The organism is Mesorhizobium sp. PL10, assembly GCF_053714315.1.
Window position 1 is genome coordinate 227,651 of record NZ_JBSKBR010000011.1, and the last position, 23,010, is coordinate 250,660.

25 protein-coding genes are annotated in these 23,010 nt (G+C 61.2%); 8 read left to right on the forward strand and 17 right to left on the reverse strand.

What is annotated here, in order from left to right; all coding sequences use genetic code 11:
• Position 1 precedes the first annotated feature (1 nt).
• From ACWGTO_RS19650 to ACWGTO_RS19675, 6 genes are all read right to left on the reverse strand, one after another.
• A complete protein-coding gene (locus ACWGTO_RS19650; protein WP_454576456.1) occupies positions 2-757 on the reverse strand; it encodes an SDR family oxidoreductase in 756 nt (251 codons plus the stop codon).
• Positions 758-768: 11 nt separating this feature from the next.
• Positions 769-1,500 (reverse strand): ATP-binding cassette domain-containing protein, encoded by a 732-nt coding sequence (locus ACWGTO_RS19655; RefSeq protein ID WP_454576457.1) that lies wholly within the window; start codon positions 1,498-1,500, stop codon positions 769-771.
• A gap of 4 nt (positions 1,501-1,504) precedes the next feature.
• Positions 1,505-2,482 carry an ABC transporter permease gene (locus tag ACWGTO_RS19660; protein WP_454576458.1) on the reverse strand — a complete coding sequence of 326 codons (978 nt, stop codon included), beginning with the start codon at positions 2,480-2,482 and terminating at the stop codon, positions 1,505-1,507.
• A 79-nt stretch (positions 2,483-2,561) separates the two neighbouring features.
• Positions 2,562-3,539, reverse strand: a complete 978-nt coding sequence (locus ACWGTO_RS19665) for a substrate-binding domain-containing protein (RefSeq protein ID WP_454576459.1) — start codon at positions 3,537-3,539, stop codon at positions 2,562-2,564.
• Positions 3,540-3,562: 23 nt separating this feature from the next.
• A complete protein-coding gene (locus ACWGTO_RS19670; RefSeq protein WP_454576460.1) occupies positions 3,563-4,765 on the reverse strand; it encodes a mandelate racemase/muconate lactonizing enzyme family protein in 1,203 nt (400 codons plus the stop codon).
• Between the two features lies 1 nt (position 4,766).
• Positions 4,767-5,465, reverse strand: coding sequence for a FadR/GntR family transcriptional regulator (locus ACWGTO_RS19675; RefSeq protein WP_454576461.1), 699 nt, complete (start codon positions 5,463-5,465; stop codon positions 4,767-4,769).
• Positions 5,466-5,590: 125 nt separating this feature from the next.
• Here ACWGTO_RS19675 and ACWGTO_RS19680 point away from each other — a divergent pair, with 125 nt between their 5' ends.
• Positions 5,591-6,490: an SMP-30/gluconolactonase/LRE family protein gene (locus ACWGTO_RS19680; protein ID WP_454576462.1), complete on the forward strand. Its 900-nt coding sequence runs from the start codon at positions 5,591-5,593 to the stop codon at positions 6,488-6,490.
• 360 nt (positions 6,491-6,850) lie between these two features.
• Here the strand turns inward: ACWGTO_RS19680 and ACWGTO_RS19685 are convergent, their stop codons facing one another.
• From ACWGTO_RS19685 to ACWGTO_RS19715, 7 genes are read right to left on the reverse strand one after another with little or no spacing between them, the layout of a single operon-like run.
• Positions 6,851-8,017 (reverse strand): arabinose transporter, encoded by a 1,167-nt coding sequence (locus ACWGTO_RS19685; protein ID WP_454576463.1) that lies wholly within the window; start codon positions 8,015-8,017, stop codon positions 6,851-6,853.
• Complete coding sequence (locus ACWGTO_RS19690; RefSeq protein WP_454576464.1) at positions 8,017-9,006, reverse strand: aldo/keto reductase; 990 nt, start codon at positions 9,004-9,006, stop codon at positions 8,017-8,019. The genes ACWGTO_RS19685 and ACWGTO_RS19690 overlap by 1 nt, the downstream gene beginning before the upstream one ends.
• 12 nt (positions 9,007-9,018) lie before the next feature.
• Positions 9,019-9,390 carry a DUF2255 family protein gene (locus ACWGTO_RS19695; RefSeq protein WP_454576465.1) on the reverse strand — a complete coding sequence of 124 codons (372 nt, stop codon included), beginning with the start codon at positions 9,388-9,390 and terminating at the stop codon, positions 9,019-9,021.
• A gap of 5 nt (positions 9,391-9,395) precedes the next feature.
• The gene (locus tag ACWGTO_RS19700; protein WP_454576466.1) at positions 9,396-9,623 is read right to left on the reverse strand and encodes a tautomerase family protein; all 228 of its coding nucleotides are present in this window, start codon (positions 9,621-9,623) and stop codon (positions 9,396-9,398) included.
• Between the two features lie 9 nt (positions 9,624-9,632).
• Positions 9,633-10,667 carry a zinc-dependent alcohol dehydrogenase family protein gene (locus ACWGTO_RS19705; RefSeq protein ID WP_454576467.1) on the reverse strand — a complete coding sequence of 345 codons (1,035 nt, stop codon included), beginning with the start codon at positions 10,665-10,667 and terminating at the stop codon, positions 9,633-9,635.
• Positions 10,668-10,681: 14 nt separating this feature from the next.
• Positions 10,682-11,005 (reverse strand): carboxymuconolactone decarboxylase family protein, encoded by a 324-nt coding sequence (locus ACWGTO_RS19710; RefSeq protein WP_454576468.1) that lies wholly within the window; start codon positions 11,003-11,005, stop codon positions 10,682-10,684.
• The gene (locus ACWGTO_RS19715; protein ID WP_454576469.1) at positions 11,005-11,406 is read right to left on the reverse strand and encodes a (R)-mandelonitrile lyase; all 402 of its coding nucleotides are present in this window, start codon (positions 11,404-11,406) and stop codon (positions 11,005-11,007) included. Before ACWGTO_RS19715 ends, ACWGTO_RS19710 begins: the two co-directional genes overlap by 1 nt.
• A 125-nt stretch (positions 11,407-11,531) precedes the next feature.
• Between ACWGTO_RS19715 and ACWGTO_RS19720 the strand changes: the two genes are divergently transcribed.
• Positions 11,532-12,425, forward strand: a complete 894-nt coding sequence (locus ACWGTO_RS19720) for a LysR family transcriptional regulator (RefSeq protein WP_454576470.1) — start codon at positions 11,532-11,534, stop codon at positions 12,423-12,425.
• Between the two features lie 130 nt (positions 12,426-12,555).
• Here the strand turns inward: ACWGTO_RS19720 and ACWGTO_RS19725 are convergent, their stop codons facing one another.
• The gene (locus ACWGTO_RS19725; protein WP_454576471.1) at positions 12,556-13,449 is read right to left on the reverse strand and encodes a LysR substrate-binding domain-containing protein; all 894 of its coding nucleotides are present in this window, start codon (positions 13,447-13,449) and stop codon (positions 12,556-12,558) included.
• Between the two features lie 168 nt (positions 13,450-13,617).
• Between ACWGTO_RS19725 and ACWGTO_RS19730 the strand changes: the two genes are divergently transcribed.
• The 4 genes from ACWGTO_RS19730 to ACWGTO_RS19745 all read left to right on the forward strand — a co-directional run bounded on the left by ACWGTO_RS19730 (position 13,618) and on the right by ACWGTO_RS19745 (position 17,836).
• Positions 13,618-15,003 carry an MFS transporter gene (locus ACWGTO_RS19730; RefSeq protein WP_454576472.1) on the forward strand — a complete coding sequence of 462 codons (1,386 nt, stop codon included), beginning with the start codon at positions 13,618-13,620 and terminating at the stop codon, positions 15,001-15,003.
• A 17-nt stretch (positions 15,004-15,020) separates the two neighbouring features.
• Positions 15,021-16,013 carry an aldo/keto reductase gene (locus ACWGTO_RS19735; RefSeq protein WP_454576473.1) on the forward strand — a complete coding sequence of 331 codons (993 nt, stop codon included), beginning with the start codon at positions 15,021-15,023 and terminating at the stop codon, positions 16,011-16,013.
• 252 nt (positions 16,014-16,265) lie between these two features.
• The gene (locus tag ACWGTO_RS19740; protein WP_454576474.1) at positions 16,266-17,216 is read left to right on the forward strand and encodes an aldo/keto reductase; all 951 of its coding nucleotides are present in this window, start codon (positions 16,266-16,268) and stop codon (positions 17,214-17,216) included.
• A complete protein-coding gene (locus ACWGTO_RS19745; protein WP_454576475.1) occupies positions 17,216-17,836 on the forward strand; it encodes a flavodoxin in 621 nt (206 codons plus the stop codon). Before ACWGTO_RS19740 ends, ACWGTO_RS19745 begins: the two co-directional genes overlap by 1 nt.
• Positions 17,837-17,947: 111 nt before the next feature.
• Here ACWGTO_RS19745 and gloA2 read toward each other — a convergent pair whose 3' ends face one another.
• Positions 17,948-18,352 (reverse strand): SMU1112c/YaeR family gloxylase I-like metalloprotein, encoded by a 405-nt coding sequence (gloA2, locus tag ACWGTO_RS19750; protein ID WP_454576500.1) that lies wholly within the window; start codon positions 18,350-18,352, stop codon positions 17,948-17,950.
• Positions 18,353-18,899: 547 nt separating this feature from the next.
• Between gloA2 and ACWGTO_RS19755 the strand changes: the two genes are divergently transcribed.
• Entirely contained in the window at positions 18,900-19,904 is a 1,005-nt protein-coding gene (locus ACWGTO_RS19755) for an NADP-dependent oxidoreductase (RefSeq protein WP_454576476.1), read from the forward strand.
• Positions 19,905-20,097: 193 nt separating this feature from the next.
• Entirely contained in the window at positions 20,098-21,015 is a 918-nt protein-coding gene (locus tag ACWGTO_RS19760) for a 3-hydroxyacyl-CoA dehydrogenase NAD-binding domain-containing protein (protein WP_454576477.1), read from the forward strand.
• A gap of 113 nt (positions 21,016-21,128) precedes the next feature.
• Here the strand turns inward: ACWGTO_RS19760 and ACWGTO_RS19765 are convergent, their stop codons facing one another.
• On the reverse strand, positions 21,129-22,019 hold the full coding sequence (locus ACWGTO_RS19765) for a LysR substrate-binding domain-containing protein (protein WP_454576478.1): 891 nt from the start codon (positions 22,017-22,019) through the stop codon (positions 21,129-21,131).
• A gap of 140 nt (positions 22,020-22,159) precedes the next feature.
• A complete protein-coding gene (locus ACWGTO_RS19770; RefSeq protein WP_454576479.1) occupies positions 22,160-22,999 on the reverse strand; it encodes an intradiol ring-cleavage dioxygenase in 840 nt (279 codons plus the stop codon).
• Positions 23,000-23,010: the final 11 nt, after the last annotated feature.

A 23,010-nucleotide genomic window follows, 5' to 3' on the forward strand; every position in this document is an offset into this window, starting at 1 on the left:
TTCACCAGCCGCCGTCTATGGCGATGTTCTGGCCGCTGATCATGTCGGAGGCGGGCGAGACGAGGAACAGCACGAGCTCGGCGACGTTGTCGGGCTCGATGCGCTTCTTCAGGCTCTGGTTCTCGAGGATCCAGTCATTGTACTCTTTGAGCCGGTCGCCGAAGACGCGCTCCTCGGCCTCCGAGACCACCGCGCCCGGCGACACCGCGTTGACGCGGACGCCATACGGCCCGAGTTCGCGCGCCAGCGATTTGGTCAGGCCGAGCATGGCGCCCTTCGACGCGACATAAGGCACATAGCCGGCCCAGCGGCCGTTGAGCGTGATCGAGCAGAAGTTGACGATCTTGCCGTAGCCCTTGGCCTTCATGCCCGGCACGCAGGCCCGCGCCAGCGCGAAGGCGGCCGAGGAGTTGACGCGGATCTGGTCCTCGTACTCGGCGAGCGAGAACTCCTCGAAAGGCCGGTTGATGATCAGTGCCGCGTTGTTGATGAGGATATCGATGTCGCCTTCCTTTTTCGCCAGCGCCGCAACAGTCGCTTCCGCCTCAGCCAGGCGGTTGAGATCGCAGCCGACGAAAGCGATGTCGCCTCCGGCCTGACCGGCCAGCCCAGCGACGATGTCCGCTCCGTTCTCGGCCTCGGGCCGGTCGAGCACCAGCACACGCGCGCCGGCCCGCGCCAGCGTCACCGCTTGCGCCCGGCCGAGCGAGCCGAGGCCGCCCGTCAGCAGCACTTTATGACCAGCAAGCACCTTCATTGCGAAGTTCCCTAGAGCACACCATGCACTTCATCGATCGAGGTGTCCTCGATGCGCTTGTCCAGCACGACCTCGCCACGCGCCATCGCCACGATGCGGTCGCAGCAGTCGAAGACGTGATGCATGTTGTGGCTGATGAAGACGCCTGTCACCCCCTGCTCCTTCAGGCCGCGCACGAAGCCGATCACCTTGTTGGTCTCCTTGACCGAGAGGTGGTTGGTGGGCTCGTCGAGGATCATCACCTTCGACTTGAAATGCATGGCGCGCGCAATAGCGACGCCCTGGCGCTGGCCGCCGGAGAGCTCGCCGACGAGCGCGTCGGGCGAGCGCAGATGCAGATCGACATTGGCAATCGCGCGGATGCTCTCCTGCGCCATCTTCTTCTGGTCGAGGATGCCGACGCCGAGGACCGAGAAGCGCGTCGGCTCGCGGCCGATGAACAGGTTCCTGGCGATCGACATGGTTGGAACCATGGAATTGTATTGGTAGATGGTCTCGATGCCGAGATCCATCGCGTCGCGCGGGGTGGCGATCGAGACCGGCTTGCCCTCGACCTTGATCTCGCCCTGCTCGGCGCGGTGGACACCGGACAGGATGTTGATCAGGGTAGACTTGCCGGCGCCGTTGTCGCCGACGAGGCCGAGCGCCTCGCCGCGCTTGAAGTCGAGGGTCACGCCCTTCAGCGCATGGACGCCGGAATACCATTTGTGGAGGTTGCGTACGGAGATGATCGCGTCGCTCATCGTCTTAGGCCTCCATCTTGATCGCTTTGGCGCGCTTGCGCATCCAGGCATTGGCGACGACGGCGAAGATGGTCAGGAAGCCGATGGCGAACTTGAACCAGTTGGCGTCGACATGGCTGAGCACAAGGCCGTTGTCGATGACGCGGATCAGCGTCGTGCCGATGATGCCGCCCATGACCGTGCCGATGCCGCCGGCGAGCGAGGCGCCGCCGATGACGGCCGACGCCACTGCCTGCAGTTCCATGCCCTCGCCGATCGACGGCAGCGGCGAGCCCAGCCGCAGCACCTGCAGCATGCCGGCAAAGCCGGACAGGATCGAGCAGAGCATGAAGCAGATAATCTTGACCCTGGCGGTCGGGATACCCATCGAGGCGGCGGCGGGCAGGAAGCCGCCGGTGGCCTTGATCCAGTTGCCGAAATTGGTGCGCGACAGCATCAGCGAGGTGAGGACGGCGATGCCGGCAAACCACACGAACGACATGCGGAACATGTTGCCTGGACCGACGAAGGATGTGAACAGCCAGTTCGGCAGGTCCGCCGGCAGCAGCGGCGGGAAGCCGCCCGAGACGACGACGGTGAGAGAACGCGCCATGAACAGCATGCCGAGCGTGGTGATGAAGCTCGGAATGGCGAAACGGATGGTGACGTAGCCGTTGATGAAGCCGATCGCCGCGCAGACCAGCAGCCCGGCGAGCAGCGCCAGCGGGAACGGAGCGCCATGAACCATCAGCACCGCCATCGTCATCGGCATCAGCGCGAAGACCGAGCCAACGGACAGGTCGAACTCGCCGCTGATCATGAGGATGGTGACGCCGATGGCGACGAGACCGGCCTCCGGCAGTATGCCGAGGATGCCGCGCAGATTGTCGGCGTTGAGGAACACGCCATGCGATCGGATCTGGAATACAACGATCAGCAGCACCAGCAGGATCAGCCCGGCAAGTTCCGGTTTTTCGAGATAGGTCTTGAACAGGCGCTTCAACGAAAGGCTCCGACGGTTGATTTTTAAGACGGATCGGCGGCGCCACGCGCCGCCGATCGAACGGTTGTCGGCCGGAGATTCAACGCACGCCTTGCGCGGAGAGCGCCATGATAGCGTCGGCCTCCTTCGGCCGCACGATGCCTTGTCCTGTGTCGATATCCGATGGGGCAAGCCCGATCTTCTTGTTGAGATAGACCTCCATCACCGGCATGAAGCCCTGCATGTAGGGCTGCTGGTCGACCAGCGCCTGGACATAACCCTTCTGCATCTGCTGCAGCACCTCGGGCACGAGGTCGAAGCCGCCGAGCAGCACCTTGCCCGGCGCCACGCCGCGGTCGGCCAGCACGCGCGCCACGCCGGCGCACCAGAAGCCGGTGTCGAAATAGGCCGTGGTGTCGGGGTGCGCGTTGAGATAGGCGCCGACGCGGTCGGAGGTGATGGCGAGGTCGGTGCCGCTGTCAATGCGCTCCCACGACACGTCGCGGTCCTTATGAGCGGCCTTGTATTCCTCGAGCAACTGCATGACGCCGGCGCCGCGACTTTCCGACCAGTTCTGGCCGGGAGCGGAAATGCCGACCAGCACCTTGATCGGGCCGTCCTTCGGGAAGCTCTCGGAAATCGCCTTGGCCAGCGAATAGCCTGCCGGCTTGAAGCCCTGGCCGACGAAGGCCTGCCGCGCATTGCCCTTGGCGCCCTCGGTGTCGTCGACATTGACCGCGATTACCAACACACCGGCGTCACGCGCCTCCTTGATGACATCGTCGAAGGCGTGGTCGTCGACGATGGAGGTCAAAAGCGCGTCGGGTTTGGCGGCAAGCGCGGCGCGCATGTTCGCGACCTGCTGCTCGACCGAGCCCTCGGTCTGGGTGAAGACCATATTGCAGGTCGCATCGACCTTGACGCAGGCATCGTCGAAACCCTTCTTCACCGCTTGCCAGAAAGTATTCGAGGCCGACGAATGGTGGGTGAAGACGATGTTGAGCCCGTCGGCGCGGGCCACCGATTGGCCGCCGATCAGGGCGACACCGAGCAATAGCATTGCGGTGAGTTTCTTCATGTCTGTTCCTCCCTTTGGATCTTTCAGATGCTTGCCCCGTCGCTGACGCGACGGTGGACGGTGTAGGCCTTGCCAAGATCGGGGTTGAGCGCCAGCCCGAGCCCAGGTCCGGGCGGCACGGTAATCATGCCGTTCGCCACCTCCGGCAGCGCCGTCACCAAGTCGCGGTACCAGGTGCGGTAGAAGGCGCGCACGCTTTCCTGAACGAGCGCGTTGGGGGCGTTGAGCGACAGATGGGTCGAGGCGGTGAGCACGACCGGACCGGTGCAGTCGTGCGGCGCCACCGGCAGCCGCCAGGCCTCGGCCATCGAAGCGATCTTGCGCGCCTCCGACAGGCCGCCGCACCAGGAGATGTCGAGCATGACGATGCCGGCCGCGCCGGTTTCCAGAAGGTCGCGAAAAGCCCAGCGGCTGCCTAGCGTCTCCGAGGCCGAGATCGGCGCCGGGCTCGCGGCGGCGTAACGCTTCAGGTCGCCGAGACTATCCATGCGGATCGGGTCCTCGTGCCAGTAGGTAGCGTAGGGTTTCAGCGCCTGCGCGATCCTGATCGCCGGCAGGAGCTGCCACATCGAGTGGAACTCGACCATGATGTCGATCTTGTCGCCGACGGCTTTGCGGATTTTCTCGAAAGGTTCGAGCGCGGCCGTCAGGTCGGCCGCGGAAATGTCGTTGCCACGCGTCTTTTCCGCTGCATGGTCGAACGGCCAGATCTTCATGGCGCTGATGCCGTCATCGAGAAGTTCCTCTGCCAACTCGCCGGCACGGGTGAGGAAGGCGTTCAGATCGTCATAGTCCCGTCCAGCGCCGATGCCGTAATTGGCCGTCGTCTGGCCCTTGGCGTCCTTGATGTACTCGGTCCCGGCGCAGGTGTTGTAGGTGCGGATCCATCGGCGGCTGAAGCCCCCGAGCAACTGCGCGACCGGCTGGCCGGTGGCCTTGCCGAAAATATCCCACAGTGCGATGTCGAAGGCGGAGTTGCCGCGCACCTCGGCGCCGCTGGAGCGGAAACCAAGATAGCCGACCAGATCGGCGGCGAGCAGATCGATCTGCAGCGGATCGCGGCCGATGACGCGCGGCGCGACATATTCGTGCAAATACTCCTCGACGGTGCGCGACAGGTAGAAGGTTTCGCCGAGCCCGGTGATGCCCTCGTCGGTATGGACCTCGACCCAGAGCAGGTTCGGCCGCTCCTCGATGCGGACGGTCTCGATGGCGCTGATCTTCATGTCAGGCGATCCCCGCATCGAGCAGCGCCTTCACGCTCTTGTCGAAATGCTCGGCCATGTGCTCGGCCGCCAGCCGCGGATCGCCCTTGAGGATCGCCTCGGCGATATCCTCGTGGCCCTTGATCATTTTCAGCTGATCCTCGTCGGACGAACGGGTTCGCCAGCCGATCACCCAGGTGCGGCGCGTGACTCCGCTGAAGGCGGTGACGATCAGCGAAAAGACCGGGTTGTGCGAGGCCGCGGCGATCACCTCGTGGAAGGCGATGTCGTGCTCCATGACGAGCTCGGGGCTCTTGAAATTCTCGCGCATCAGCCGGGCGGAGTTGGCGATGGCGGCGGCTTCCGCCTCGGTGCGGCGCAATGCGGCGAGCGCCACGGTGCGCATCTCGATGGTGCGCCTGACGTCATAGACCTGCTGCACGCTGATCTGCTGGGTGGTGATGCCATGCTCGATCACCATCGACATGGCGCCTGTGTCGAGCTTGGCCACGGTGGCGCGGCGCCCGGCGCTCATGTCGATCAGGCGCATCGCCGAAAGAGAACGGAAGGCCTCGCGCACGACGGTTCGCGAAACATTGAGCTGGCGCGTCATGGCGGCCTCGCTGGGCAGCGGATCGCCGGGCGCCAGGCCCTCCGAGCGGATGTGCTGGGTAATCGCCTGGATCGCCGTGCTTACCAGACCGGGACTCGGCTCGCTCATTGACTCGGTCGGCTCCGACGCTTCGTGCATATCGCTTCCTTAAACCTGTATGACAGGTTGATGTTATATTGCTCATAATTCAGCCTGAAGATATATGTCAAGCCGATTCACCGCGAGGATTTGTCATGCCCGAAACCGATGCCGCCTTGATGTTCGATGCGCGCAACGTGGTCGGTGAGAGCCTGATCTGGGACGAGCGGCGCGCAAGGCTGATATGGGTCGACATCATCGGCCGCCGGATCCATCGGCTCGATCCGGCGAGCGGAGCCCATGAAAGCTGGCCGACGCCCGACCTCGTCACCTCTATCGGCCTGCGCGGGGATGGCGGTGCGATCGTCGGCCTGCGCAAGGAGATCGCTCTGTGGGACTTCGGCGGCCCGTTCCGGCCGATCGCGACGATTGAGCCCGACAGGCCCGGCACCAGGTTGAACGAGGGTGTCGTCGCGCCCGACGGTTCGTTCTGGGTCGGCACGATGACTAACAATATCGGGCCGGACAACGCGCCGACGGCGATCACAAGCGATGAGGGCCAGCTTTACCGGGTCGGCCCGGACGGCGATGTGACGCGCCTTAGCGAGAACCGGTTCGGCATTACCAACACAATGGTGTGGCTGCCCGGCGGACGCTTCATCACCGCCGACACGATGAAGAACGCTCTCTACAGCTATGGCTGGGACAAGAGCGCAGCACGGCTCAGCGAACCACTTCACTTCTTCGCCGGTTTCGAGCGCGGCCTGCCGGACGGCTCCTGCCTCGACGCCGAAGGTTACATCTGGAACTGCCGGGTCGCGGGCGGCAGCTGTATTGTCCGCATTGCGCCCGATGGCGGGCTGGACCGGATCGTCGAACTGCCTTGTTCATGGCCGACGAGTTGTGCCTTCGGCGGCACCGATCTCGACACACTGTTCGTCACCTCCGCACGCTTTACGATGAGCGCGGAGCACATTGAGGCGCACCCGCACGAGGGCGGGCTTTTCGCGTTACGGTCTGGTGGTCGGGGCGTATGGTGCAACCGCTTCGATTAGGCTGTCGCAATTCAACCGCAGGGCGTGCGTGGCACGAGCTGAAGCGGGCTCAAGTCGACTGCCCCCAGCGAATGCCGCAGCTGCGGCATGAGCGCCAGGGTGCGTGGCGTGAACTCTAGGTGACACTGTCGAAGCGCGACCTCCTGTGGCAACGCGACATCTAGTGTGGTCGCCAGAGGAGATGTCTGCTCGCGGGCAACAGCAAAAATGAACTCTACGACCGACATTGGGCGCAAAGCGGCCGTTCGCTCACGGCCGACGAGACTAGTTGTCTGAAATTGGGCCGTAACCTGACGGTCAGCTTCTGGTCTCGAAAATGCGATAGCGATCGTCCAGCACAGCTAAACTGACGTCGCTGCCTTACCCTTGGAGGCGCAGGGCGACGACGACTGTTCCCAACGCCAATCCAGCGCTGACAAGAAATATCGAACCGAGGCCGGCGGCGCCGGCCAGAAGTCCAAGCAAGGGCGTGAGGATGCCAAGCGCGACATCGAGGAACGCGGTGTAGATGCCCATGGCAAGGCCTTGGCTTCCCGCAGGCGCCCGGCGGACGGCTTCACGCCCGAGGCCCGGGTAGACGAAGGCATAGCCGAAGCCCGCGACGAAAGCGCCCACAAACCCGAGAAGAGCGAACGGCGACGCCCAAATCAGAGCCATGCCGATCGCCTGTACGACGACGAATAGCAGTGCCGCCTTCGCGCCGCCCATGCGGTCCGGCAAGCCGCCGAAGGCAAGGCGCGCAACGATCAGCGCGATGGCGAATGCCGTGAACGAAAACCAGGCGGGCTGCCATCCCCGCTCTGTGAAATACAGCACTGCGAACGCCGTCATAGCGCCATAGGCGAGGCTCGCGAAGGCGAGTCCTATGCCGGGCAGCGTAACAGCCTTCAGGACCTTGCCGAGGGCTTCGGGGTTGCGCGTGGCGGGCAGCACACCCGACATGGGGAGCATCATCGCCGCCGTCAGGGCGGGGATGACGAGGGTGGCCGCACCGATCGCGACAAACCCGAAGCTGCCAAACAGCAGGCTTCCAATTGGCGCGCCGCCCGCGAGCGCGACATACATCGCCGTCCCAATCCAACCGATCACCTTGCCGGACTCCTCGCGCCCCGCGAGATTGAGGCCCCAGCTTTGAGCGCCGGTAATCACGAAGCTCTCGGCACCACCCATGAGAGCGCGGCCGACCAGCAGCACTGCAACGGAGAGGACGGGGTTGCCGATAGCGAGCAGCGAGCCCAGGTAAAGAAGCCCCGCCAATGCGGCCATGCCAAGCCCGGTGAGCACCGCTGTCTTGGGTCCGCTGCTATCGGAAAACGAACCGGCCCACAGGCGCGAGATGAGCGAAGCAGCAAACTGCGCTGCGGCAACGAGGCCGACGACAAAGGGGCCGAAGCCAAGCCGGTCGTGAATGTGAAGCGGCAGTGCCGGCAGCGTTGCCCCAGTAACGAGAAAAATGATCGCCACGGCCGCCATGATCGGCAGCAGCCGCGCGGCCAGGGTTGGCCGCGCGATAGTATCAACTGACATCAAAGCCCCACACGTTTCATGTGCTCGGACGGATAGCGATTGCCCTGCACCGGCATGGTGATCTTGCTCTCATTGAGTACGCGCAGTTCATCCGCCGTCAGCTTGACGTTCAGCGCGCCGATGTTCTCGTCAAACCGCTGGAGACTGCGTGTGCCGAAGAGCGGCACGATCCACGGCTTCTGTGCCATCAGCCATGCCAGCGCAACTTGCGCGGGCGTTGCGTTGTGCGCATCGCCGATGCGCCGCAGCATATCGACCATGCGCTGGTTGGCCTCGCGATTCCCGGCTTCAAAGCGTGGCACGCCGCGGCGCATGTCGAGGTCGCCGAACTTGGTGCTGGCGTCGATCTTGCCTGTGAGGAAGCCTTTGCCCAGCGGGCTGAAGGGCACCATACCGATGCCGAGCTCTTCGAGCGTTGGGACGATTTCGTTTTCGGGCTCGCGGGTCCATAGCGAATACTCGCTTTGCAGAGCCGCAACCGGCTGGACGGCATGGGCACGGCGGATCGAGCTTGCGCCTGCTTCCGAAAGACCGAAGAAGCGCACCTTGCCCTGCGCAATGAGGTCTTTGACAACGCCCGCCACGTCCTCCATCGGCACACGCGGATCGACGCGGTGTTGGTAGTAGAGGTCGATGTAGTCGGTGCCGAGGCGTTTCAGGCTGCCCTCGACGGCGCTACGGATTTGCTCCGGGCGGCTATTGACGTCGCCACGGTGCACGCCGCTCTTCTGGTCGATATCCCAGCCGAACTTGGTCGCGATGATCACCTTGTCGCGTTTACCGGCGAAAGCTTCGCCGACCATCTCCTCGTTGGTCCAGGGGCCGTAGACTTCAGCAGTATCAAAGAAATTCATGCCGCGCTCGACTGCCTTGCGCAGCAGCTCGATCATTTGCGGCCGGTCGGGAATATCCCGTGTCTTGCCGTAGCCCATTGCGCCCAGGGATAGCGCTGTGACTTCGAGACCCTGACCAAGTCTGCGCTTTTCCATCGGTGTCCTCCTTCAGTTGACGGATATGACGCGGACGGTCGCGCTGCGGGCGCGGCTGCCAATCATGGGATCGAGATAAGGGCTGGTCGGGTATTTGGTCCGATACGCCGCATTGATGCGATCGTTGATAGGCCCGTCGACCAGCTCGAAGGCGACATCGCGGGTCTCGCCCGCGACGATGACGCGCCCCGCCTTCTGGCTCTTGGCGGCCTTGTACCAGCGCGAGTTCTGGCCATTGTACGCGCGCACATAGAGGGCGCCGTCGACGACGACGGACCAGATCCAGGTGGGCGTGCCCAGCGACTTTCCGTCCTCGCGTAGAGGTGCGATGTGCAGGTCGTCCGCGGCCGCGATTTTTTCGAGTTCGGCTGTGGTCCAGGTCATGGCGGTTACATCTCGTAGCCAGGCTTTTTGTAAAGGGTCCCGGCTTTGCCGATGATGTCGGGCCGGTAGACTTTGGCGGCCCACTCGGCGGACGAGACTTCCTCGAAGCCGACCGAGACGGATGCCTCGCCGTAGCCAAGGAGGCTCATCACATCCTGCGTGATGGCATCGGCGAGTTTGGTCTTCTGCTGCTCGGTCTTGCCGGGCCAGAGCTTGACGATAACGTGGGGCATCTTCTCTCCCTACGGTTTGACCATGACCTTGATTGACTGCCGGTCATCCATTGCGCGGTAGCCATCCGGCACGCCATCGAGACCGACGGTTCGGTCGAACACGCGGCCGGGATTGATGCGTCCTTCCAGTACGTCGGGAAGCAACTCCTCGATGTAGGCTCGGACGGGTGCAGGACCGCCACCGACAATGATGTTCCGGTAAAAGAGCGGCTGGGCCGACGGGACCACCTCGTAGTGCGGCACGCCAACGCGGCCGATCGCGCCGCCAGCACGAGCGATGCCTACGGCGGTGACCATCGACTGATCAGTGCCCACGCATTCCAGGATGGCATGCGCCCCGAACCCGTTGGTGAGGTCGCGAACCTTGGCGATGGCTTCCTCGCCACGCTCGCTGACGATGTCGGTTGCTCCGAACTCTTTGGCGAGGGCGATCCGGTCCGGATAGCGGCCCATCAGAATGATGCGCTCGGCGCCGAGACGCTTGGCGGCGATAACGCCGCAAAGCCCCACCGCACCGTCACCGATCACGGCAGCCGTCACGCCCGGGGCAACCCGCGCCACCCTGGCGGCATGATGGCCGGTGCCCATGACGTCGGAGAGCGTGAGCAGCGAGGGCATCAATGCATCGTCGCGATCCACGTCGATCGTGAACAGCGTACCGTCGGCGTTCGGGATGCGCAGCGCCTCGGCCTGCGCGCCATTGAGGCCGGCGTTGCCGAAGAAGCCGCCATGCACGCAGGCGGTCTGCAAGCCCTCATGGCAGAACGGGCACGACCCATCCGAGTGAGCGAAAGGCATGATGACGAGGTCGCCGACCTTGAGGGTCTGCACGTCGGAGCCGATGGCTTCGACGATGCCGATGGCCTCGTGGCCCATCGACTGACCGTGGGGATTTGCGTCCATCAGGTTGTAGGGCCAGAGATCGCTGCCGCATATGCAGGCTCGCGTCACGCGCACCAGCGCGTCGGTCGACTCGACGATGGTGGCATCGGGGACGTTCTCGACGCGAACGTCCTTCTTGCCGTACATGATGGTTGCGCGCATGGCGGTTCCTTTCGCTAGATCCCGGCTTCCTCGAAGACGCGCCGCGCGATGGCGAGCGCGGTGCTGGCGACGGGCCAGCCGGCGTAGAAAGCAAGGTGTGTGATGGTTTCGATGATCTCGGCCTTGGTGACACCGTTCTCGAGCGCCCGCTTGATGTGGAAGGGCATTTCGTTGATGCGATAGAGCGACATCAGGCAGGTGATTGTCACGAGGCTGCGATCGCGGGGGGACAGATCGGGACGCTCCCAGACATCGCCGAACAGGACCTCGTCCGTGTACTTCCCCAGCGCGGGGGCAATGTCGGAGAACGGATTGGTGCGGACGGGCTTGTCGGCCACTACTTGCCTCCTTCGTATTGCTGGTCGCTGACCTGTTCGAGCCAGTCGACGGCCTTGCCGTCGAGCACTTCATGCACGGCGATGTGCGTCATCGCGGTCTTGATAGAAGCGCCATGCCAGTGCTTTTCGCCGGGCGCGAACCACACGACGTCGCCGGGACGGATTTCTTCGATTGCTCCGCCCCAGCGCTGCACCTGGCCGACGCCGGACGTGACGATCAGTGTTTGCCCAAGCGGATGGGTGTGCCAGGCGGTCCGGGCACCCGGCTCGAAGGTAACATGTCCGCCCTGAACGCGGGCGGAATCGAAGGGGTTGAAGAGCGGATCGACCCGGACGGTGCCGGTGAACCAGTCGGTCGGACCCTTTCCGGATGGCTTTGAGCCTGCGCGTGTGATTTCCATTGGGGTTCTCCTTGTTGCCTTGATCTAGATCGACCTGGCTGCACGGCAACACTGGCAAGATAGTCCCGTCCCATTTCCCTGATTAGACACTGGAAAACGAAAGGGCTTGTGAGTACCATTCACAAATGCCCATCAAAGATTTCAGCGAAATGCTTGCTTTTCTGGCGGTTGCCCGCGAACGCAGCTTCTCAAAGGCGGCCGCCAAGCTTGGCGTGACGCCGTCGGCCCTCAGCCACAAGGTCAGCGACCTTGAGGCCCGGCTTGGCATCCGCCTGCTATCGCGCACGACGCGAAGCGTGGCACCTACGGAAGCAGGCGAGCGCCTGATGCACTCCATTGGTCCACGGTTTGAAGAGATCGAAGCCGAGATCGACTCCTTGAGTGAGCTGCGGGACAAGCCGTCGGGCACAATCCGCATCACCTGCAACGATTACGTCATCGATACCATCTTCATGCCCAGGCTGCCGGCTTTCCTGGCCGAGTACCCGGACATCAAGGTCGAGTTCGCGATCGACTATGGCTTCACCAACATCGTCGAGCAGCGTTTCGATGCCGGCGTGCGCCTCGGCGAGTCCATCAGCAAGGACATGATTGCGGTCCGCATCGGGCCGGATTGGCGCTTTGCCATCGTTGGATCGCCGTCCTATTTCGCGCGGCGCGATCCGCCGAATACGCCGCAGGAATTGACCAACCACAACTGTGTCAATCTACGTCTCACCACTGCGGGCAGCTTCTATGCGTGGGAACTGAAGAAGGGAAAGCGTGAGCTACACGCCCGCGTCGACGGGCAGCTCAGCTTCAACAGCATCGTGCCGGTCATGCACGCCGCGATCAACGGTCTGGGCCTTGCCTATGTACCGGAGACGATCGCGCGTCCCTATCTCGACGACGGGCGGCTCTTCGAAGTGATGCCTGAATGGTGCCCGTATTTGCAGGGCTACCATCTGTACTACCCGAGCCGCCGCCACTCATCGCCAGCCTTTGTCAAATTCGTCGAGACCTTCCGAGCAAGGGCCTAAAACAATCCATCAGTGTCCCGCTTCGAGGCGCAACTGCGACCTCGCCGTCGACGCTAGCAATGTCTGGCGGCTCACAGCTCGGACATGTTCGAAATCAGTCTTTTGGACGATGGCTCTAGGCTGATTTTCATCACTTTCGGTGGCGCAGCAGTTCGACGACGGTCTGGAACGCCGGCGAGTTCTGTCGCCGGCTCGGATAATAGAGGTGAAAACCAGACGTGGGCGGGCACCATTCGCTGAGTACCTCTATCAGTGTGCCGTTGGCCAGGAGCTCGGAGACGCTGTCCTCGGGAACGAAAGCAATGCCGTAGCCGGCGATTGCAGCCGTCACCAGAGACCTGATGGTGTTGAAGGTCAGCTGCCCATCGACGCGAACGCGCTGGGCGCGGCCGTCCTTCTCAAATTCCCAAGCGTAAAGACCGCCTAACGTGGCCAGGCGCAGATTGATGCAATTGTGCCGGATGAGGTCTTGCGGAGTCTCTGGCCGGGGGGTTCGTGAGAAATAGCCGGCAGATCCTACCGGCATGAGCCGCACGTCAGGCCCGATGCGCACGGCAATCATGTCCTTTTCCAGGCTCTCTCCCAGACGCACGCCGGCATCAAAGCGCTCTGCAGCAATGTCTGTGAAGCCATGATCGATGTACAGCTCAACCTTGATGTCTGGAAACCCGGCGAGACCTGCGGCAAGTTTCGGCCACACGACTGTATCGGCAGCGTTTTCGCTGCAGGTGATGCGCACCGTGCCGGCGGGCTTGTCCCGCAAGTCACTTAACGCCGCCAATTCCGACTCGATCTCTTCGAGTCTTGGCGCAGCCGCCCTGATCAGCCTCTCACCGGCTTCCGTGGTAGACACACTGCGGGTGGTGCGGGTCAAAAGCCTGATCCCGAGCCGCTCCTCAAGCCCGCGTATGGTTTGGCTCAGCGCAGACTGAGAAACTCCCATCTGGGCGGCCGCCCGGGTGAAGCTGCGCTCCCTGGCGACGGCCACGAGCGCGAGCAGGTCAGTCATGTCCTCTCGCCGCATTCATTAGTCCTCCTTATTGATCCTTGCCGATATTAGCATCTAATCGAATGAATGAAATGGGCCTAGATCTACGGCACGAGATGGGCGGACGTGCCGCCGGCAACGAAAGCAACGCCAATGACTGTGCGATCTGGGCAAGTAGCGCCCCCCAACACGGTTCTCGCCACTGTGCTGACCGTGTACCTGATGATTCTGCTGGATCTTTCCATCGTCTACACAGGCATGCCGGAAATCGGTCGCACCATGGCGATGAGCCCGATCATGCAGACGTGGGTGCAAAACGCCTATCTGTTGTTTTTTGGCGGCTTTCTGCTTCTGTCGGCTCGTCTCGGTGACACATTCGGTCGGAAGCGGGCCCTGCAGCTCGGCGTTATCCTGTTCACGCTGGCTTCGCTGGTGATCGGCATCTCGCAGTCGTCGTACGAGCTGATCGCGGCGCGCGCCGTACAGGGTCTGGCAGCATCCATCCTTGCGCCGAGCGTGCTAGCGGTTATCTCGACCACCTTTGCCGAAGGTAACGAACGCACCCGTGCCCTGTCATGGTACTCGGTCGTCGCCGGGGCCGGTGCAAGCCTTGGCATGGTCCTGGGCGGTGTTTTTGCGGGCCTGTTGTCGTGGCGTGTTGGGTTTCTGGTCAACCTTCCGATCGGCGTCGGCCTCCTCTTCGCGATCAACCGCATCATTCCAGACGGCGAACGCATGCAAGGCCGCTTCGACATCGTTGGCGCCGTCGCCTCGACGTTTGGCATGGGCCTACTGGTCTACGGTCTGGTCAATTCGGCCGCTCAGGGCTGGCAAACCCCTGTCACGTTGCTTTCCCTTGGTGCAGCCGCAGTCGTCCTGGCTTTCTTTCTCTGGTTCGAAAGGCGTGCCGCCTTTCCGGTATTGCCGCTGCGCCTTTTCGCGAGCCGGGAGCGGTCAGCCGCCTATGCCGGGCGCATGCTCTATATCGGCTCGATGGTGTCGTTCTTCTTCTTCACCACGCAGTTCATGCAGCAGGTGCTGGGTTACACAGCACTGCAGGCCGGGCTGGGCTTCCTGCCGATGACCGTCCTGACTTTCGGATCGGCGGTGACAATCCCACGCCTCACTCGAGTGATGGGCGGACCTACCCTTCTCATGGGCGCGCTGACCTTCATGGCGGCCGGCTTGATTTGGCTGGCCCAGGCCGGCGCCAGCGCAACATACTGGCAGCTGGCTCTCCCGATGATCCTTATCGGCATTGGCAATGGCACCGCCATGGCGCCGCTCACGGCCGCGGGCGTGCACGGCGTCGAACCTCGCGATCAAGGTGCCGCCTCGGGGGTGGTCAACGTTGCCCACCAGCTCGGCGGATCGATCGGCCTCAGCGTTCTAATCGTGGTCTTCGCTTCCGCGGCCGATCCGGCTGCCTCGGGAGTTGCGACGATAGGCCACCAGATCAATGCCGCGATGCTGGGCGCGGCCGTCATGAACATCGTCGCGATCGCCCTGGCGGCAGCGTTCATCCTGCCGGCCAGCAGGAGCAACGGCGCCGTGCGGCCTGCTTCCGGCATGCTGCCGCAGGCGGACTAAGCAAACGGAGAAAAGACATGAGGAAGCGTACACTTGCAACAGACTTGGAAGTCTCGGCGATCGGCCTTGGCTGCATGAGCTTCGCGTCGACTTACGGTCAGACGGGCGACCACCAGGAGGCAATTCGCATCATTCGTGGCGCCTTCGATCTGGGCGTCACCCTTTTCGACACCGCCGAGGCCTACGGGCCCTTCACTAACGAGGAACTGGTCGGCGAAGCCCTTCAACCTATCCGAGACAAAGTCGTCATCGCCACCAAGTTCGGCTTCGACATCGATCTGGAGACAGGCAAACGCAAGGGCGGGACCAACAGCCGGCCCGAGCACATCAAGGCGGTTGCGGAGGCAGCTCTCAAACGGCTGCGCACCGACCACATCGACCTGTTCTATCAGCACCGCGTCGACCCGAACGTGCCGATCGAAGACGTCGCTGGTGCCGTGAAAGACCTCATCACAGAAGGCAAGGTGAGACACTACGGGCTCTCGGAAGCAGGTGTCGGCACCATCCGCCGCGCCCATGCCATACACCCTCTCACGGCCGTACAGAGCGAGTATTCCCTATTCTGGCGCGGTCCTGAGGCGGAGCTGCTGCCGGTGCTGCAGGAGCTCGAAATCGGGTTTGTGCCGTTCAGCCCGCTCGGCGCCGGCTTCCTGGCTGGCAAGATCGACGAGAATACGAAATTCGAGCCGGGTGACTTCCGCAACTCGGTACCCCGGTTCTCGCCTGAAGCGCGCAAGGCCAATATGGCGCTGGTCGATGTGGTCAAAACAGTTGCCGAGCGTAAGGGCGCCACGCCTGCCCAAGTCGCACTGGCCTGGCTGCTGGCGCAGAAGCCTTGGATCGTGCCGATCCCCGGCACGAAAAAGCTTTCGCGCGTCGAAGAGAACGTCGGCGGTGCCGATGTCGACCTGACCCAGGCCGACCTTTCCGAGATCCGCGCCGGTCTATCCAAAATCGAAGTGCAAGGCGAGCGGTTACCGGAGGCGGTCCTGAAAATGACAGGGCTCTGAGAACGCAGCGCCCACGTTGGATGAACTCACGAAGGAAGGAAATGAGCAATGCGACCAGAAATTACCCGAGTAAGCCGACGCAATCTCCTGGCGGTGGCGGGCGTGCTGGCGGCCGCACCACTCGCAAGCGGTGCCTACGCTCAGTCGAATGGAGCTTCGTCAACCAGCGCAAATGCGCCGCAGGCAGGAGTGTCCGAGCGCCGGAAATTGGGCTCCCTTGAAGTCTCAGCCATCGGGCTTGGCGTCCAGAATATGAGCCGCACCTATCAGATGACCATCCCTACACGAACCGAGATGCACAACATCATCCGGGCCGCCTTTGATCACGGCGTAACCTTCTTCGACGCGGCCGAAGCCTATGGCCCTCATGAGGTCGAGCGGATCCTGGGCGAGGGTATCGACGGTTTCCGTGACAAGATAGCCATCACCTCGAAATTTGGTTGGAACATCGATCTGGTGACCGGCAACCGGCTCCCCGGTCTGAACAGCAAGCCGGACCATATAAAGCTCGCCGTCGAAGGAATGCTTAAGCGGCTCAGGACCGACCACATCGACCTGCTCTATCAGCACCGCGTCGATCCGGAGGTGCCGATCGAGGACGTTGCCGGTGCCGTCGGCGATCTCATGGCGGAAGGCAAGGTCCTACATTGGGGCCTCAGCGAAATGGGTCTCAAGACACTTCGGCGAGCCCATGCCGAACGGCCCGTGACGGCGGTGCAGAGCGAATACTCTGTGCTGTGGCGCGGACCGGAGGAATCGGTCCTTGCGACTTGCGAGGAACTCGGCATCGGCTTCGTACCATGGAGCCCACTAGGGGTTGGCTTCCTGACCGGAGCGATTGACCAGGCTACGCGTTTTGCCCCCGGCGACATCCGCGCCGTTGAGACCCGCTTTTCGCCGGACAATTTGCCGAGCAATCTTGCGATTGTTGCTCTCGTTAAAGACTGGGCCAAGCGCAAGAACGCAACGCCCGGCCAGGTCGCCCTTGCATGGCTGATGGCGCAGAAGCCTTGGATAGTTCCCATTCCCGGCACTACCCAGATGGCGCACATGCTTGAGAACATAGGAGCGGCCTCGATTGAATTTTCGCCGTCAGAGGTTGCGGAGCTGAATGCGGCGGTTGCGGCGATCGAAGTGCACGGCCAGAGGCTGCCCGATGCAGTCCTGGCCTACTCGGGTGTGGAAGCGGCGCCGAGATCGTGATGGGCACCAATCCGAGCACAATGATGCCCAACACCGCAAAAACGACTCGACGAGAGATGCTTGTGTCTTCGCTGTTCGTCCCGCTGGCCGCCGTCAGCGCCATGTCCGCTGTATCGGCTAACGCCGAATCTGGCGCAGGCGGCAAGCCGCTGGTCGCCTATTTTACGCGCAGCGGCAACACCCGCACCATTGCCGCCCTTCTCAGCCGTGACCTCGACGGCGACCTGTTCGAGATAGAGCCGGCCACGCCCTATCCAGCCGACTATTTCGCGACGGTTGACCAGGCGACGCATGAACGCGAGAGAAATTTCCTGCCGCCACTCAAAGCGAGCGTCAGCAATCTCAGCTCGTACGCCACGGTGTTCCTCGGTTTTCCAATTTGGGGCGCTTCGGCGCCACCGATTGTTCGTTCCTTCCTGGCCAATCAGGACTTCTCCGGCAAGACGATAATCCCGTTCAATCTCCACGGAGGCTACGGTCTTGGGAACAGTCGCGAAATCATGGCAAGGGCCGCGCCAAAGGCGAATTTTGCCCCAGGGTTCGTCATGGAGGGCCTTCAAGAGCGGCGGACCACCGAGCTGGTGCGCGACTGGCTGACAAAGTCAGACCCGACTCGGTAAGACTGGCTAGGCGGCGCGAAACGGCCCGCCTTACGGCTTTCAATATGCGACGCGACCGGATGGCTCGATTGCCATTCCCGTGTCACCGCCATTCCGGCGTCGATGACCTTGTCACGAAAACGACCCGTTCCTTATAGGGACTTCGTACAGTTCCAGCGGCAATTCATCGGGGTCCCTGAAAAATGTAAAGCGCTGATCCGTATACGGGTCGATCCGGATTGGCTCAACCGTAACGTTGGCGGCTTTCAGCCGCGCTATTACCGGATCAAGATCCGCCACAGCAAATGCCAGATGTCTCAAGCCTGTCGCCTCTGGATGGGAGGGCCGCATCCCTGGTGCGGGGAAGGAGAACAATTCCAGTTGGACGGACCCGATCCGCAGATCCGCCTTCCATGACTGACGCTCCTCCCGATAGACCTCCCGGATCAGATCGAGGCCGAGGAGTTCGACGTAGAACCGTAGCGACCGGTCGTAGTCACTGCAGATGAGCGCGACGTGGTGAATAGCATTTAGCATGGTACCAACTTTAGCCAACCAGGGGTTTGAGGCCAAGGTTCGCCAACTTCCGAGTTGGTTTCTTGCCACCGACATGAGTCAGCTTAATAAATGTCGACCAAGTGATGTCAGCTGTCGGGAGACGGTGAAGCTAGCTTGTATGGTCGCCGTGCGGCGCAAAGCGGAAGGCAGCTTCGGGGCCGATAGCTGAATGTCCGCTTTCACGATATCTCAGCAGCAGAGCTGTCGATTGAATGCGTGCAGAGCGATAAGGGTAAAGCTGTAAGTCGTCAGCACTATTGCCGGCTCCACTATTTCGCGCTCCAACCGATGATGTCCATTTTCTTCATCGGCCAAGGCACGGCCGCCCCAATTCGCCTAGCCGAGCAGAGGCTTTAGCCAACTCCTCAACCCGCCGGGCTTCAGGCTATTCCGCGAGCAGCCATAGTCCCTATTGTTCTGCTCGATCTCGTTCAAAAATTCGGACAGTAAGTTCCGAAAAGCCAGACTACCGGATTCAAGCCGTAGTGGTTTACACGGTATCGCCCCCAACCCTGAAGGCAGCGCCATGACGTCGAACCCCACTTGGATCCTCAATCGTTTCCCCATCGGAATGCCGACGCCCGACGACTTCGTACTAGTAGATCAGCCTCTGCCGGTCCCTCAGCCCGGAGAGTTGCTGGTAAGGACGCTCTGGCTGTCTGTAGATCCTTACATGCGAGCTAGGCTGAGCCCCGCCAAAAATTATGCTGCCGGGCTTCAGATCGGCGACCGTATGCAAGGGGGAGGTGTCGGTGAGATCATCGCGTCGGAATCACCGCTCTTCAAAGTCGGTGACGTGATCCAGGCGGACGATTTCAGTTGGCAGCCTTACACGACTGTCGCAGCCAAAACTGCGCAGCTCTTGGATCAGGCGGTAGCTCCCGTGCAAACATCGCTTGGTTGCTTGGGCATGCCGGGCCTGACCGCATACTTCTCATTGCTGAACGTCGGCCGACCGAAAGCAGGCGAAACGGTCTTGATATCGGCCGCGTCTGGAGCCGTAGGCCAGATCGCGGGCCAGATTGCACGAATAAAGGGACTTGATGCTGTTGCAGTGGCGGGAACCGACGCGAAAATCGAGTGGTGCAAGAGCATCGGCTATAGGACGGGCATCAATCATCGAACTTCCGAAAACCTTGCGGAGGCGGTAGCAGCGGCGTGCCCGAGGGGCATCGACGTGTTTTTGGACAACACCGCAGGGCCAATTCATGACGCTGCTCTGCTGAATATCAATCTGTTCGGGAGGATTGTGGTCGTTGGGACGGTCGCCCTGGCGGATCGGTTCGACCAACCCGATATCGGTCCACGCTACTTACGGCGCATCCTGGTGTCGCGCGTTCGAATGGAGGGCTTTCTGCTCGACGACTTCGAAGCCGACTATGCCTCAGCAAAAGCTCAACTCACGGAGTGGTATCGGGAGGGATCGCTAGAGGCGAGAGAGGATGTTGCAGATGGTATCGAAGCGACACCTCATGCGTTCATACGCATGCTGAAGGGTGAGAATTTCGGCAAGCAGTTAGTTAGAATATAGTCGATGTTGTAGATTACTGTCCAACAACTTCCATGCATCATGAACGATGAAGATGGCTAACGACGACTGAAGTTCAACGCCATGCGTTAAGCATCGCAGTTGCTTGCGTCACCACCGCCCACACCAATTTATCATCTTCAGCTTTTCAAATTTCCGCCCCGCGCTTCACCGAGCATGCGTAGAAAGTGAGATCATGAGCCGTGCGGCAATCATCGGCGGAGGCGTCATAGGCGGCGGCTGGGCGGCGAGATTCCTGTTAAATGGATGGGATGTATCGGTTCATGATCCAGATCCGGCAACGGAACGCAAGGTCGGTCTTGTGGTGGAAAATGCGCGGCGTTCCCTGCCTGCACTCTATGACAGAGCGCTGCCGCCGGAAGGAAAACTTGAGTTCGCATTGAGCATCGCAGAAGCGGTGGATGGCGCGGACTGGGTTCAAGAAAGTGTTTCGGAGCGACTAGAGCTTAAGCGAAGTGTCTACGCCCAGATTAACCCGTTCCTAGGATCGGGTGTTACGATCGCCTCTTCGACGTCAGGCTTCAAGGCGTCGCAACTGACGATGCCGACTACTGAGATAGTTGTCGTTCATCCATTCAATCCGGTCTATCTGCTACCTCTGGCGGAACTGAGCGGAAGTGACAGCGCGTGTGCGCGCGCTGCCGAAGTTGTTATCTCGGTCGGCATGCACCCGCTCAGATTGCGGAAGGAAATCGACGCCTTTCTCGCAAACCGATTCCAAGAGGCCGTTTGGCGGGAAGCCTTGTGGATGATCAAGGATGGGGTGGCAACAACGCGAGAAATCGACGACGCAATCCGAATGGGGTTCGGGTTACGCTGGGCTCAGATGGGCCTTTTCGAAACCTATCGGATTGCAGGCGGCGAAGCAGGGATGGAAAGCTACATGGAACAGTTTGGCCCCTCGTTGTACTGGCCATGGAGCAGGCTGACTGAGGTTCCCGAACTCGACAAAAACCTGATCGAAGCAATCACTGCACAGTCTGAAGAGCAGTCTGGCGAATTTTCGATCCGTGATCTGGAGCGGCTACGCGACGATAATCTTGTGGGATTATTCGCAGTCTTCGCAGTACCAGGAGCGGTGCGGCCAAGGTGATATTGGCACACGAGAGCTCGTTGCCTGTATCAACAACTGCAAAGCGTAGCGCTTGGTAGTTCTCCAAAGTTCGGACGTATGCGCGACCTTCGTTATCGGAGGCGACGCACTCGTTACCCAGTCGCGAAATTCGAAAAGTCGTAGGCATCGATATAGTCGCGAAAGGCGGCTTGCGCCTTTGACTGATTTTTGCGGTCTGGAAAGACCAGGATCATATCATAGGGGTTGAGCTCCCATCCCGGAAGAACGTCGACTAGTCGACCGGCCGAAATGGCCGGTTTGCACACATAGCTAGGCAGCAACGCGACCCCATTGCCTGCTAGGCTCGACTGCAACAGAAACCCCAGTGAATCGCTTTTGGCGGCAGCGGGCGGCCGAAAAGCAAACTTCGCAGTTTCAGCCGCAAACGTCCAGTCGGGCAGCGCATCATGCAGCAGGCAACGATGCTGAAGAAGATCGCCCGGCTCGATGATAGGTGCGTTGGCGGCGAGATAGTCCGGAGAGGCAACAAGAACGCGCTTGATGGTAGAAATCTTGCGAACTATGAAATCTTGATTGGATACCGTACCGACACGAAAGGCGAAGTCCACCCGTTCGCGCAGTAGATCCAAATGTTGATTTGTTGCTATCAGTTCGATCGCTACTCTCGGAAATTTTTTGGCAAAGCCTCCAATAAATCCTGGCATAAAGTAAGTCGCGGTCACTTCCGGACAGGTGATTCTAAGGGTCCCTAGAGGCTGCTCCTTGAGGTTGGTCATCGCCATGTTGGCCGCCGCGACCTCGGCACGAACGCGTCGACAGTATTCGAGATACACTTGGCCATTGCTGGTCAGGCTAACGTACCGAGTTGACCGATTAAACAATCGTAATCCTAGCCGTTCTTCAAGCTGAGTGACACGGTGGCTTATTGTTGATTTTGGTATGCCGAGCCGCACACCAGCTTGGGTTAAGCTGCCAGCTTCAGCGATTTCGATCACCAAAAGCATATCGTCCACGGCGTTCACCGAGATTGCTCCGTCATGCTTCGCCAATCACAGTGGCAACGCGATCCTGAGCATCTACGCGACTGTCGCTGGCTTATCCAACTGATCAAACCGTGAGCGCGACCGCTGAGTCGCAAGAAACTCTCGTTACCTATCCGGGCTCACTCTGGCTTCAACACGAAATCAAATATCGCCTTCCATTTGACGTTGCCATCATGAACTGGGACGAAATCGACGATCAGCGAATCCTTCACACCGAATACCGCATCGGACTCGATGTAGCGGTCGCCGGCCACGAAAATGTGCGTGCAGACGCGATCGTACCCCGGAGCACCGCATAGGAAATGCATGTGCGCCGGCCGGTAGGGGTGGCGCCCCAGCTGCTCGAGCATCTGGCCGACCGGCCCGTCATCCGGGATCGGGTAAGAGACCGGCTTAATGCCGAGGAAGAAGTAGCGACCATCCACCCCCGTCCGGAAGATGCCGCGGTTGTTGAAGGGCGGCTGGATGTCCGGCTGCTGGACATCGTAAAACCCTTCTTCATTGTCAGACCATACATCGATGTAAGCGTCGGCAATGGGCTTTCCGTCCAGGTCGAGAACACGTCCTTCATATAGGCAAAGCTCTCCCAGACCATCTAGGTTGATGCTGTCGCCCATCTGCCTTTCGGGCGCACCATCGACATGGAATGGGCCGTAAACCGTGCTCTCCGTCGCACCGCTCGGCCTACGGTGATTGATCGCGTCAACCAGCATGGAAACCCCGAGCACGTCGGAAAGCAGGATGAACTCTTGCCGCGATTGACTGCAGATCTGACCGGTCCGCGTGAGGAATTCGATTGCAACGCCCCATTCCTCTTCCGTTGGTTCTACGTCTTTGATGAAAGCATGCAGATGCGCAACGAGGGACCCCATAACCTGGCGCAGGCGCGGGTTGGTGTTGTTGCCCATGCGCGCGTTGACCGTTTCGGCTGAGTTGTGTTCGTTTAGATACTTCGCCATGTTCCACTCTT

Coding starts and splice junctions, on each gene's coding strand:
- ACWGTO_RS19720 (WP_454576470.1), top strand. CDS start 11,532: ATGCCCATCAAAGATTTCAGCGAAATGCTTGCTTTTCTGGCGGTTGCC.
- ACWGTO_RS19690 (WP_454576464.1), bottom strand. CDS start 9,006: ATGGAAAAGCGCAGACTTGGTCAGGGTCTCGAAGTCACAGCGCTATCC.
- ACWGTO_RS19755 (WP_454576476.1), top strand. CDS start 18,900: ATGACGTCGAACCCCACTTGGATCCTCAATCGTTTCCCCATCGGAATG.
- ACWGTO_RS19675 (WP_454576461.1), bottom strand. CDS start 5,465: ATGAGCGAGCCGAGTCCCGGTCTGGTAAGCACGGCGATCCAGGCGATT.
- ACWGTO_RS19760 (WP_454576477.1), top strand. CDS start 20,098: ATGAGCCGTGCGGCAATCATCGGCGGAGGCGTCATAGGCGGCGGCTGG.
- ACWGTO_RS19745 (WP_454576475.1), top strand. CDS start 17,216: ATGGGCACCAATCCGAGCACAATGATGCCCAACACCGCAAAAACGACT.
- ACWGTO_RS19670 (WP_454576460.1), bottom strand. CDS start 4,765: ATGAAGATCAGCGCCATCGAGACCGTCCGCATCGAGGAGCGGCCGAAC.
- ACWGTO_RS19655 (WP_454576457.1), bottom strand. CDS start 1,500: ATGAGCGACGCGATCATCTCCGTACGCAACCTCCACAAATGGTATTCC.
- ACWGTO_RS19650 (WP_454576456.1), bottom strand. CDS start 757: ATGAAGGTGCTTGCTGGTCATAAAGTGCTGCTGACGGGCGGCCTCGGC.
- gloA2 (WP_454576500.1), bottom strand. CDS start 18,352: ATGCTAAATGCTATTCACCACGTCGCGCTCATCTGCAGTGACTACGAC.
- ACWGTO_RS19740 (WP_454576474.1), top strand. CDS start 16,266: ATGAGCCGCACCTATCAGATGACCATCCCTACACGAACCGAGATGCAC.
- ACWGTO_RS19735 (WP_454576473.1), top strand. CDS start 15,021: ATGAGGAAGCGTACACTTGCAACAGACTTGGAAGTCTCGGCGATCGGC.
- ACWGTO_RS19665 (WP_454576459.1), bottom strand. CDS start 3,539: ATGAAGAAACTCACCGCAATGCTATTGCTCGGTGTCGCCCTGATCGGC.
- ACWGTO_RS19705 (WP_454576467.1), bottom strand. CDS start 10,667: ATGCGCGCAACCATCATGTACGGCAAGAAGGACGTTCGCGTCGAGAAC.
- ACWGTO_RS19725 (WP_454576471.1), bottom strand. CDS start 13,449: ATGCGGCGAGAGGACATGACTGACCTGCTCGCGCTCGTGGCCGTCGCC.
- ACWGTO_RS19680 (WP_454576462.1), top strand. CDS start 5,591: ATGCCCGAAACCGATGCCGCCTTGATGTTCGATGCGCGCAACGTGGTC.
- ACWGTO_RS19695 (WP_454576465.1), bottom strand. CDS start 9,390: ATGACCTGGACCACAGCCGAACTCGAAAAAATCGCGGCCGCGGACGAC.
- ACWGTO_RS19700 (WP_454576466.1), bottom strand. CDS start 9,623: ATGCCCCACGTTATCGTCAAGCTCTGGCCCGGCAAGACCGAGCAGCAG.
- ACWGTO_RS19685 (WP_454576463.1), bottom strand. CDS start 8,017: ATGTCAGTTGATACTATCGCGCGGCCAACCCTGGCCGCGCGGCTGCTG.
- ACWGTO_RS19770 (WP_454576479.1), bottom strand. CDS start 22,999: ATGGCGAAGTATCTAAACGAACACAACTCAGCCGAAACGGTCAACGCG.
- ACWGTO_RS19715 (WP_454576469.1), bottom strand. CDS start 11,406: ATGGAAATCACACGCGCAGGCTCAAAGCCATCCGGAAAGGGTCCGACC.